General features: G+C 66.5%; 8 protein-coding genes. 3 read left to right on the plus strand and 5 right to left on the minus strand.

The features are described 5' to 3' along the window. Positions 1 to 47: 47 nt before the first annotated feature. From OIE68_RS36980 to OIE68_RS36995, 4 genes are all read right to left on the minus strand, one after another. Positions 48 to 260 (minus strand): hypothetical protein, encoded by a 213-nt coding sequence (locus OIE68_RS36980; protein ID WP_327095551.1) that lies wholly within the window; start codon positions 258 to 260, stop codon positions 48 to 50. Next, complete coding sequence (locus tag OIE68_RS36985; RefSeq protein WP_419150617.1) at positions 253 to 2,016, minus strand: PspC domain-containing protein; 1,764 nt, start codon at positions 2,014 to 2,016, stop codon at positions 253 to 255. The genes OIE68_RS36980 and OIE68_RS36985 overlap by 8 nt, the downstream gene beginning before the upstream one ends. Positions 2,017 to 2,106: 90 nt before the next feature. Then, positions 2,107 to 6,147: an NACHT and WD repeat domain-containing protein gene (locus OIE68_RS36990; RefSeq protein ID WP_327095552.1), complete on the minus strand. Its 4,041-nt coding sequence runs from the start codon at positions 6,145 to 6,147 to the stop codon at positions 2,107 to 2,109. Between the two features lie 119 nt (positions 6,148 to 6,266). Next, on the minus strand, positions 6,267 to 6,911 hold the full coding sequence (locus OIE68_RS36995) for an MspA family porin (protein ID WP_327095553.1): 645 nt from the start codon (positions 6,909 to 6,911) through the stop codon (positions 6,267 to 6,269). Positions 6,912 to 7,333: 422 nt separating this feature from the next. On the opposite strand from OIE68_RS36995, the gene OIE68_RS37000 reads away from it, so the two are divergent. The 3 genes from OIE68_RS37000 to OIE68_RS37010 all read left to right on the plus strand — a co-directional run bounded on the left by OIE68_RS37000 (position 7,334) and on the right by OIE68_RS37010 (position 9,990). Then, positions 7,334 to 7,618 carry a hypothetical protein gene (locus tag OIE68_RS37000; protein ID WP_327095554.1) on the plus strand — a complete coding sequence of 95 codons (285 nt, stop codon included), beginning with the start codon at positions 7,334 to 7,336 and terminating at the stop codon, positions 7,616 to 7,618. Positions 7,619 to 7,638: 20 nt separating this feature from the next. After that, on the plus strand, positions 7,639 to 9,036 hold the full coding sequence (locus OIE68_RS37005; protein ID WP_327095555.1) for a PspC domain-containing protein: 1,398 nt from the start codon (positions 7,639 to 7,641) through the stop codon (positions 9,034 to 9,036). Between the two features lie 318 nt (positions 9,037 to 9,354). Further along, on the plus strand, positions 9,355 to 9,990 hold the full coding sequence (locus tag OIE68_RS37010) for a response regulator (RefSeq protein ID WP_040686746.1): 636 nt from the start codon (positions 9,355 to 9,357) through the stop codon (positions 9,988 to 9,990). A 203-nt stretch (positions 9,991 to 10,193) separates the two neighbouring features. Here the strand turns inward: OIE68_RS37010 and OIE68_RS37015 are convergent, their stop codons facing one another. Next, positions 10,194 to 11,321 (minus strand): serine/threonine-protein kinase, encoded by a 1,128-nt coding sequence (locus tag OIE68_RS37015; protein ID WP_327095556.1) that lies wholly within the window; start codon positions 11,319 to 11,321, stop codon positions 10,194 to 10,196. Between the last annotated feature and the right edge of the window lie 5 nt (positions 11,322 to 11,326).

The raw sequence follows: 11,326 nt of genomic DNA on the forward strand, positions 1-11,326 counted from the left end.
CCTCCGGAAAGAAAATGGCCCGTCCGCGGGACGGGCCATTCATGTGATCAGCAGGGTCTGCGCGGGGAAATGACCAGCAGGATGCCGACCACGATGGCGGCGATCACGACGACCCAGCCGAGCGAGGCCACGCCGGTGGCGGTCATGGTGGCCGGGCCGATGAAGGCCCAGCTGCTCACGCCGAGAGCGAGCAGTCCGACGATCAGCAGGGAGACGGACGGTCCCCGCTTGGTGACGTTGTTATCGGTGGGGTCAGCCACGGTGCACCTCCGCATTGCCGGTCCGGACATGGACTTTCAGGTCGAGCACCGGTGCGCCGTCGGCATGCGGGCCGGTGATACCGGTGGGGCAGTTGACATCTCCCAGGTTGACGGTGCATTCGGTGCGCACCGCCATACCCTCGGGCAGCAGGATTTTGGCATCGCCGAGCCGGACCGCGACCTCGACGGCCCGGTTTTCGGTCAGCTTCAGCGACCGCAGATCCAATGTGCCTGTTCCCACCGTCAACTCGTACTTCGGGGCCAGATCGGCCATCGTGGTCGGCGCCCAGGTGCGATCACCGACGGTGGCGCTGTCGAATTCGATCGGGCCGAGCATCGAGGCCAGCACCACGAATCCGGCCAGCGGTGCGGTCAGTACGAGCAGGCCGAAGCCGCGACGGAGGAATGCGCCGATCACCAGACCCAATCCGATTACCGCCAGCGCCACCGCGCCGATCCGGCCGGGTGTCATCCACTCGACGCCGGAGGCGGCCAGCGCACCCGCACCCGCGGCGGCCAGGATGGCCAGGCCGAGCACCACCGGGGTGAGCCGGGAGCGGGGGCGCTTCGGCGGGGGCGCGACGATGGTGCGGATCGGGGTGGGTTCGGGGAGATCCCAGGCGAGTGGGGCTACGCCGAGGGGGTCCCAGGAGGGTGGGGTGAGGTCGGCGGGGTGCGCGGGTGTCGCGGCCGTTGTACGGGATGGGGGAGTGCTTGTGCGCGAAGTGGATTCGGTTCGCGATGCGCTACCGCCGCTTTCCGAGTCGATGTCGCTCGCGCCGGACGTTGCGGCAGGTTGTGCGGTGTCGTGACCTGTTGCGCCGGACGTCGTGCTCTCGTCGGACGCCGTGCTCGCGCCGGACGGTCCGCCGGTCGTGTGCGGCGATGCGGAGGCGGGAATTCCCCGCGTTGTTCCGTTGTCGGGCGTTGTGGTCTCGGTGGGTAGTGCCGTGGTTCCCGCGTCGCCCTTGTCGAGCAGGACGGTGTCGGCATCTTCCTTACCCAGCAGGACAGTGTCGGGATCGGCTGGCGTAGCGCCCGCATCGATCGGCGTGCCGCCCTTTTCGATCAGTTCGGTTTCAGCGTCGCCATTTTCGGCATCTGGCAAGAGAACTGTGTTCGGATCTGCCTGCTGCGCCGGGGTATTCGGTGCAGCCTGGGCAGGAGCGTCCGGGACATATGCGTCTGGCAACTTCGTATACGGCGTGTACATGCTGGTCTCCGGCGCGTAGAAGTCGCCGGGCATCGTGTGCGGCGGGAATACCGCCCCGGGATAGCCGGTCGCGGTGAGACCGCCGTCGAAGCCGCCGAGCGAACTCGTGCCGGGCGGCGGCTGCGGGTTTCGCATATGCAGCATCCACCAACCGGCCAACATCAGCGACATGCTGATCATGCCCGAGCCGGCCAGTCCGACGCCGACCGGTCCGATGGTGCTGACCGCGATGGCGAGTGCCACGATCAACACGATGGTCTTGGTCTGCGACTGCGAGCTGTGCCCCTTGCCGAACAGCGACTCGGCCGCGGAGGACTGATCACCCGCCTCGCTGAACAGCAGCCAGGCGAGCAGGTAGAGCACAATGCCCGCCCCGCCGAAGATTGTCGACACCACGAGCGCGACCCGCACGAGCACCGGATCGATCCCGTAGCGCTGCCCGAACCCGGCCGCGACGCCCGCGATCGGACCTTGCCGCGGCAACCGGACGGGCCGCGACTGCCACATCTGGTGAATCTGATCGCCGAAGCTCGTTTTCGTCATGGTTTCCATGGTCGTGCTGACCAGCACTTCGGCGCATCGGGGGGAACCCTGAGAAAATCTCTGATCTCTTTGGACCAAGCGGTCTCTTGTTCAGTCGCAGGGCGGACGGTAGGAGAGTTGGGGCAGGTAGCGCCGCCAGAGTTCGGGAGTCATGAGGGTGGCGGTGGCATGACAGATGCGTTCGATCGCGTGCTGCTCGTCCAGATCCCACAGTCGACGCTCGCCACCGCTACTCGAGGCGGACAGATAGTCGCCTTGTGGATGGAACTGGATGAACCAGACGTTGGGGCCGGGCGGTGCGATGGAACTGGACATGAGGCGGGGATGGCGGCGATCGGTGAAGTCCCACAACCGCACCGATCCGTCGTTTCCGCTGGTGGCCATGGTCTTGCCGTCGGGACTGAACGAGGTAGAGATGATCGCCAGATTGTGTGCGGTGACCCGGTCACCGATCGGTTCGGGCGATGCCGGGTTACTGATGTCCCAGACCTGGAAGGTTTCGTTCGCCACGGTGACGGCGGTGCGGCCGTCGGGGTGCATGCTCACGTCGAGCATCAGCGGCGAGTGCTCCGGCGGGGATGCACCCACCCGGACAGGGCGGTCCGGGTTCGAGATATCCCACAGTGTCAGCCTGGTTCGCAGGGCCATCGCCGGCGAACTCGGTTCGGACAGGGTCGATTCGATGATCGCGAGGGTGGGCCCGGTCGGATTGAATCCGATGGCTTGGACCTGCGCGGGAGCGACGGATGTCGGTGTTCCGAGTAGCACTGGGCGGGAGCGGTCCGCAATGTTCGCGAGTTGGAAGGTATCGACCTTGGGATCCAGAGTCTGCGCCGCCAGGGTCCAGTCGCGGTTGAAGCTCAGGCGCGACCATTGCGACGATGCGGCCTGCCAGTCGCCCGATGTCCGAATGTTCTTCGGGTCGGCGAGGTCGACAAGGAACATCGGCCCCGTCGGACCGTCCCGCGCTATCAGAGACTTTCCATCAGGGCTAAGGGCCCGGATCGATGATCCCGGTTTCGCCCGGAATTCCCCGATCCGGACTGGTTCCCGGGGGTTACCGGTATCCCATATGACGAATGTGCCGTCGCTGGAATCGCTCACCATTCGGGTGCCGGTGGCATCGAATATCGGACTCCGACCCCAATCGGTGTGTCCATTGAGTACCGCAGGAGCCAGGGACCACAGCCGCACGACTCCCTCAGTGCCACCGACGGCCAAAATCTTTCCATCCGAGCTGAATGCCAGCCCCGTCGGTTCACCGGTACATCGGGTGGGAATTCTCGCGTCGTTGAGGCAGCGGGACGGGATCGCCGACAGCTGGGCGCCCAGCGTCGTCGGCTGCGCGGGATCGGCGATATTCCATAGTTTCGCGCCGGTGGCACCACCGGTCGCCAGTGTGTGGCCGTCCGGGCTGAAGGCGAGCAGCGGGACGGGCTGCTGAACCACGTTATCCACCAACGGATTTCCGAGCGGGCGCGGGTGGGCGGGATCGTCGAAGGCCCACAACTGGGTCACGCTGATGTAGGTGTGTCGTACGGTCAAGCGTGGACCGGCCAGGGCGAAGACTCTGTTGTCAGGGCTGAACCGGATTGCTTCGACATCGTGGGGCACCTCGAATGGTGTTCCAGCGCGGGTGATTTCTCCCGCGGCCGGGACGGACCACAATTCGACCGTCGCGATACTGTGGTCCCAGTCGCTGGTCGCGACCGCCAGTAGTCGCCCATTGCCGCTGAACGCGAACGCGGACAGGTCCCGATTGCGTGGCGCGGGGATGAACCGACCCTGGATCGGTTCGGTCGGGTTGCCGACATCCCATAGGGTGATGCCTTTGTCGCGCATGGACCCGACTGCCAGCATCCGTCCGTTCGGGCTGAAGGACACCAGATAACCCGTGTCGCTGGTGGTCGTCGGCGGTGATCCGAAAAGCCGGGGATGCGCCGGATCACGGACATCCCACAGCTGCGGTCGTGCCGAAGTGCCGGTGGTCGCGAGCATGGTGCCATCCGGGTTGAATGCCATGGACATTGCCCCGGAAGGGGATTCGCGTAAAGGCTCGCCCAGCGGGTGGGGATGTCGTGGATCGGCGACGTCCCAGAGGCGGATGGTGTTGTCGTTGCTCGCGGAAGCCAGTACCCGGCCATCGGGTCGGTACGCGATGGTCCTGATTCCCTCGTCGTGTGCGACGAATGGTGTTGCGAGGGCGAGGTTCTGGGTTGCGAGCAGCCTTGCCCGCACCTCGGGATCGCCCGGCCTGAGTTGTCCGGCAACGAGATATAGCTGCGCGGACAGCGATGGATCGATTTGTTGTAGTCGATCTGCCTCTGCCAGTACGGATCCGAAGTTCTTGTCGTTGCGTTGCTGTTTGGTGAGCTCGACCTGCGCGTAGGCGACCGTCCCGAGTACGAGTAGGCCGACGCCGAGCATGGCGAGGACTACGCGGGTCACCGACGACCGTCTGCGGGAGTGCGTTCGCGCTGCTCGGGAATGCTCGAGGAAAGTGCGAATCTGGCCGCCGACCATGGGTGGATCGACATGACCGAGTGCGGTCTCGAGCCGGGTGCCCCGGTAGAGCAGTGAGGGATCCTGTCCGGTCGAATCCCATTCCGCGGCGTCGGCTTCCAACCGCTGCCGGACCAGGTAGCCGACGCGGTCCTCATCGATCCAGGTGTGCAGTCGCGGCCAGGCATCCAGCACGATCTCGTGGGTCAGATACACCGAGTCGGAGTCGAGGGTGATCAGGCGGGTGCGGGCAAGCAGTTCCAGTGCGGCCGTGGCGGATACCGGATCGGTGGTGCGTTGCAGCAGGTTCGGACGGACGGCGACGCGCCGGGTATCGCGCGAATCATTGGCGACGGCAACGAGTCCGAGCAGCACATCCTTCGCGGAGGACTGCTGGGTGTCGGATAGTTCGCTCCATGCCTGTTCGGCGGTGGCGGCGATGGAGCCGATGACACCGCCCGCCTTGCGATATCCGGCGACGGTGAGTTTGCGGCCTTCGCGGTGCTGCCAGGTGGCGGCCATGACGTGCGACAGCAGCGGGAGTGCGCCTGGATCGTAGCTCTGGCGGTTCTCGTGATCGCCGAGTCCGCAGAGTTCGGTGATCACCAGTTCTGCCAGGCCGGACTCCAGTTCGAGCCCGGCGTGGTTGGCCGGCCCGATGAGTGCTCGGTCCAGTTCGTCCAGCCGCATGGGGCCGAGTAGGTAGCTCCGGTGTTCGAGAGCGTGCTGCAGGATCGGGTAGTCGAGGCACTGGGCGTAGAAATCGGCGCGCAGGGCGATGACGACAGTCAGGGCATCGTCGGCCCGAGTTGCGCAGCGGTCCAGGACATTCAGAAAAGCTTCGCGCTCGCGTTCATCCGGGCAGGCGGTGAACAGCTCCTCGAACTGGTCCACGATGAGCAGTCGGCGTTGGTCGGCGCTCCACTGGTCGAGTGTCGTGAATACCTCGTCGGCGGATGGCTTCGCTATCGCGTTGTCCGCGTGAAAAGCCTTGGCCAGCGCGCGGAGCGGCCTCGCCCCGGGTGTCATCGCGGCGGTCGACCAGTTGTCGGCGACGGCGGGTATGAGTCCCGCAGCCAGCAGCGAGGACTTGCCCGCGCCTGATGCGCCGATCAGCACGACGACGCCATCCGCGTCAGCGGCGGCGCCCTGGACCAAATCGACGAGTTCGGCAGTGGATCGGGTTCTGCCGAAGAAGATGTCCCGGTGCTGCTTGCGATACGAGGTGAGTCCTAGGTAGGGACAGCCCGCGTCGTCCTCGTCATTCGGTGTCCAGGTGATAGCCGCCTGCCAGAGCCGTTGCCACTCACGCACTTCCAGCAACTGCTGACTGGTCTGCGACTCGGCCTTCTTGGCCAGGTCGATCAGGGTGAGCACCACCGGAAGCATCGACTCGAAGCGAGCCGGAACATTGCGCCCCGCCTTCCAATCGCTGATCCGTTGCACCGAAGCACTCGCGGCAGCCCGCGTACCCTGCGCGGCCCGCATCCTCGCTTCGGCCGCCGTGGCCACCCGTCGCAGCGTCGGATTGCCTGCGGCCGCATAGAGATCGGCGAATCGTTGCGCGAAAACCGCACGCGGTGATCGGATTTCCCCCCGGGTCCCGGCGGTGGTGTCCCCTGCTACCACGTGCGCCCGATACTTTTGGGCGACACAGACATAGGGACAATTTAGCCGGTTCGAGGTGCATGTATGGGGTCGGGCGGCGGTGCGATCGTCGATCGCACCGCCGCCCTGGTGTTGCCGGATTACAGGAAGATCCGGTCTCCTGTTACCGCGTCGGCGGCGGTGACCTCGGGTGTGTCGGACGTGAGAGTCACATAGGACTGGATGGTGAGCGGGCCGCCGCAGTTCTTGACCACCAGGTGGTAGTCGTGGCTGACCAGATAGCCGGTGCCGCCGCCGGCCAGGGCCTTGGTGCCCACTTCGATCGGTTTGATCTCGCCGGGGCTGATCGACATGTCGAGGCTGATTCCGGCGTAAATCTTCGGTCCTATGCTGGCATCGAAGTTCGGTGACGTCGAGTCGCCGCTACCGCTGACACCGATGCTGAACCCGGCGTCGAAGCCGATCCCGGCCTGGATATCGACCGTGAGATCGAGATCGACCGCACAGGCGACCAGATAGCCCGCCTTCATGGTGCCCGTCGCATTCGCGGGGATGGTGCCATAGAAGGTGTTGTCCAGGAACACCTCTCGGTTGGTCGGCATTCCGTTGAGCGGGGGCACCGGGCGGAACTGTTCGTCCATATGGCCGACGGTGAGCTCGAATCCCCCTGGGCCCGAGTAGTTCTTCTCGTGCGGCGCCATCCCCTGGGCGGCGGCGAATGGCATGCCCGCCAATGCGATTCCGACCGAGGTGGCGGCGGTGAGCAGTACCGACTTGATGTTCATGATTCCTCCCCGAACCTGTGCTCGGCCCCCTGCGGCGCGAGTCCCGGTGTTCAGTGGGACGTTTCCGACCCGGAAGAAACGTATGGCGCGGGGCAGCGCGCTGCGGAGGCGATCGATCGGCTGGAGGTATGAAACGTGCTGGTAGATGCGGTCGTGACCAGTTATCCGGTCCGGCGGAGCGCGAATCGGCTCGGTACGGGTCCCCGGTCCGCTCCGTGCGTCGTGTGACGGCTGAGCAGCGGATAAGAACGAGAGGTCGGCCCGGCTTTCTTGTCCGGACCGGACGCTCGCGCAGCCGTTATGGCCGACGCTCCGGCTGTGGGCGGAGGGTGAGGATCTGTTGGGCGTATCCGATGGGTCCGCGGGTGTCGTGCAGGACCGTGGCGGTGAGGCCCTGGCCGGTTCGGCCGAAGGTGACACTGGTGTCGAGGCCGGTCCATGCTGATGCGGCTCAGCACCAGGGCGGGGCGTTGTTCGCGTGCCCGCACTCGTTCGATCTCGTGGACGACCAGCCCGCCGAGCGGGCTGAAGTGCTGTTCGTCGGTGGCCCAGGCGCCGCCCGCATGGCCGGTCGGGACGAAGCGGTGCGCGCCGACTCGTTCGAAGTAGCTGGACTCGGGTCCGGTCGTATCCATCCTCCGAGCCTGATCGCCGGTCGTCGCGAATCGGCGAAGATCAGGGTGATTCCTGATGGTCGGTGTCGGTAGGCCGTGCCAGTATCGAAGGCATGTACCCGTCCGTGCCCGCGTTCGATGCTGCTCGGGGGGCCGATCCCCGGGGTTTCGGCGCTGCGCCCGGGTTCGCCCCAAGCCCCGGCCGCTTCGGCGCCGCGCCGGCCCTCCCACCGACACCGCCGTATCCGCGGATGGTGCGGCGTTCGGGTGGCCGGATCGTCGGCGGTGTGGCCGGCGGTGTCGCCGATCACCTCGGGCTCGATGTGTTCAAGGTGCGGATGGCGTTCGTAATGCTGTCCGCGCTGGCGGGGGCGGGGATCGTCGCCTACGGGATGCTGTGGATCTTCACTCCGGGCGGCCACGATGCGGTGAAGCCGACCGGTAAGGAGCGCCGTCAGGCGATCGGGTTGGCGCTGCTCGGGCTCGGGCTCGCGGTCGGGGTGTCGTGGTTGTTCAGCGGCACCGCGGCGAAGGTGATCGTGCCGATCGTCGTGGTGGCCGTGGGTGCGGCGCTGGTGTGGCGCGAATACGACACCGACGGCCCGCGCTCGCTGCTCGGGCTGCCCGCGCGCCCCTCGGTGGTGACCTGGTCGCGCATCGTCGCCGGGATCACCATGATCGTGCTCGGACTCGGCGTGGTGGTGCTGGCCAGGATCGATCTGAGCTCGCTCGGCTCCGCGCTGATCGCGGTGGCGGTCACATTGATCGGCGCCGGTCTGCTGACGGTGCCGCTGTGGCTGCGCATGATGCGCGCACTGAACGCTGAGCGCGCGGCACGTATTCGCAATGAGGAACGCGAGGAAATCGCGTCCCACCTGCATGACTCGGTGCTGCAGACGTTGGCGCTCATCCAGCGTCAGGCCGACGACCCACAAGAGGTGGCCCGGCTGGCGCGCAGTCAGGAGCGGGAACTGCGCCGCTGGCTCTTCGAGGATTCCGGGCCCGCGCAGTCGAGTCTTGCCGTGGCGCTGCGCACGATCGCGGGCGAGGTCGAGGATCAGCACGGGGTGAAGGTGACTCCGGTCACCGTCGGCGATGTGACGATGGACGGTGCCGACAGCGGGTCCGGCCTGCCGAAGGAGCATTTCACCGCATTGCTCGGCGCGAGCCGGGAGGCGCTGGTGAATGCCGCCAAACATGCGGGCGTCCCGGAGATCGATCTGTTCGCCGAGGCGGAACCGCATCAGGTGAGCATCTTCGTGCGCGATCGCGGCGCCGGATTCGATATCGCGGCGGTGCCGCAGGATCGGCGGGGTGTCGCGAAATCCATTCGCGCCAGAATCGAGCGGCGCGGCGGTCAAGTGGAGATCCTGTCCACGCCCGGTCGGGGCACCGAGGTGCGGATCATCATGCCGCGCACCGATTCCGGTGATCAGGATCGGGCTGACGAGGTGCCGGTCGGCGACGAACAGCGTGATGGGGTACGACAGACGGTTCGCGATCGTCAATGATCGTGTCGTCGAGCGGCGGCTCCATGCTGATGGTGTTCGGCCGTGAGACGGGCTGCCGTGAGCGGTGCCGCATCGACCGAACACGGGACGCTGTCGAAGGCGTTCGGATCGAGGTGCCGTCCAGCGAGTCCGGTCCGGTTGGCGGACAGCGCATCCGAGGCGCCGCATTCGGCCGCTCCGATGGCGCGGCACGGTTGGTGATTTTGGATGACGACAGATGCGGTGGCAGTTGTGGTACCGATGAAGTGCGGACGGCCTGCGGGCAGTCCGCGCGTCAGGGTGGGTCGACCCACCGAGGATGAGGAGAAGTAGGTGGCCGTGCGGGTCTTTCTCGTCGATGATCACGCCGTATTCCGCTCGGGTGTGCGGGCCGAATTGAGTCGGGAGACCGATATGGAGGTCGTCGGAGAGGCCGGGGGCGTGGCCGAGGCGGTCGCCGGAATCAATGCCGCGCGTCCGGATGTCGTACTGCTCGATGTGCATATGCCCGACGGTGGCGGGGTCGCGGTGCTGGCCGGCATCGATGACGGTCCGGTATGCCTGGCATTGAGCGTTTCCGATGCCGCCGAGGATGTGATCGCGGTGATCCGTGCGGGTGCACGCGGCTATGTGACCAAGACGATTTCGGGATCCGAACTGGCCGATGGCATTCGGCGGGTCGCCGGTGGTGATGCGGTGTTCAGTCCGCGGCTGGCCGGTTTCGTCCTCGACTCGTTCACCGGCAAATCACCGGTGCCGGAGCCGCCGCTGGATCCCGAACTGGATTCGCTCACTCCGCGCGAACTGGAAGTGCTGCGGCTGCTCGCTCGCGGCTATACCTATCGGGAAATCGCGGAGAAGCTCTATATCTCGGTGAAAACCGTCGAGACACACGCCTCCAACGTGCTCCGCAAGACTCAGCAGTCCAACCGCAACGCACTCACCCGCTGGGCGCACCGCCGCCGCATCGACTGAGCCGCAAGCATTCCGGCCGCCGCGTACTTTTCCCTAGCCGCCCACGGTTTCGCCGCGCCGATCCGTGTGCTGCGCTGGTTGGTGTGCCGCGCTGGTTGGTGTGCCGCACCGGTTCGTGCGCCGCACCGGTTCGTGCGCCGCGCCGGTTCGTGAATCGCGCGGCCGCTGAGAAGCTGTGGCGCAGCAGGTTCCGGTCGCAGCGATCACATCATGGCGATGATGATGGCGATGATGAGGATCAGGCCGATCAGCAGGCCGATGGCGATGGCGAGCGGGGCATTGCTCGGTTCCTTCGACTTCGCCTTCGGGCGTTGGGGTGCGGCGGCCGCTGGACCCGACGTGTTGCTGCGGTGCGGGCGCGGCAGCGGAGTCGAGTGTGGGCTGCGCAGGCCCGATGCCGAATTGCGGGCCGCCCATGCCGGAATGGTGCCGTCCTCGGTGCGCACCGGGGCGCCGAGGATATACGGACCGGTGCCGGGACCGAATGCGGCGGTGAGGATTTCGTCCCGCGCCTCGGCCATGGTCGGCCTGCGCTGGGGGGCCGGTTCCATCATGTGCAGCAGCGCGTTGGTGAGCATGCCGCTGCGGCTGGGCGGGATGATCTGGGCCATGGCCGCGCGATAGACCACGGCATCGGTGTCATCGTCCATACCGAACGGCGGTTGCCCCTCGATCGCGGTGTAGAGCGTGGCGCCGAGGGAGAACACATCGCTGGCCGTGGTCGGCTGCGCGCCGCGCGCCACCTCCGGGGGGAGATAGGCGGGGGTGCCGGTGATCATGCCGTCCGGCTCGTCGGAATTATCGGTCGCACCACGCGAGATACCGAAGTCGCTGAGCTTGGCCATGCCGACGACGGGTCCGCGGTCGGCGACGAGAATATTGCCCGGTTTGATATCGCGGTGCACGATGCCCGCGGCGTGCGCGGCCGCCAACGCGTCGGCGACCTGCGCCCCGATCTGCGCCACCTCGATCGGCGGCAGAGCGTTCACCAGCGCCAATGCCTTTGCGACACTGCGTGATGGCAGATGTTCCATCACCAGCCACGGCTCGCCGGCCTCCAGCACCACGTCGTAGACGGCGATGGCGTGCTCATGCGAGAGCTTGGCCGCGACCCGGCCCTCGTGCATGATCTGGTTGCGGATCTCATTGGCCTCCGCCTCCGGGAGTCCGGCGGTGGAGAGCACCTGTTTGATCGCGACATCCCGGTTGAGCAGGCGATCGTGTGCGAGCCAGACCGCGCCCATACCGCCGCCGCCCAGTTTCGACTGCAGACGGTAGCGGCCGGCAACCAGATAATCGGGGCCGACATTGGGACGAGCGCGTTCGGTCACGGTGC

The organism is Nocardia vinacea (assembly GCF_035920345.1).
In the GTDB taxonomy this organism is placed as follows: domain Bacteria; phylum Actinomycetota; class Actinomycetes; order Mycobacteriales; family Mycobacteriaceae; genus Nocardia; species Nocardia vinacea_A.

Excerpts from the sequence above, each read along its gene's own strand:
- OIE68_RS36985 (WP_419150617.1), bottom strand. The coding sequence starts at position 2,016 with ATGACGAAAACGAGCTTCGGCGATCAGATTCACCAGATGTGGCAGTCG.
- OIE68_RS37005 (WP_327095555.1), top strand. The coding sequence starts at position 7,639 with ATGTACCCGTCCGTGCCCGCGTTCGATGCTGCTCGGGGGGCCGATCCC.
- OIE68_RS36995 (WP_327095553.1), bottom strand. The coding sequence starts at position 6,911 with ATGAACATCAAGTCGGTACTGCTCACCGCCGCCACCTCGGTCGGAATC.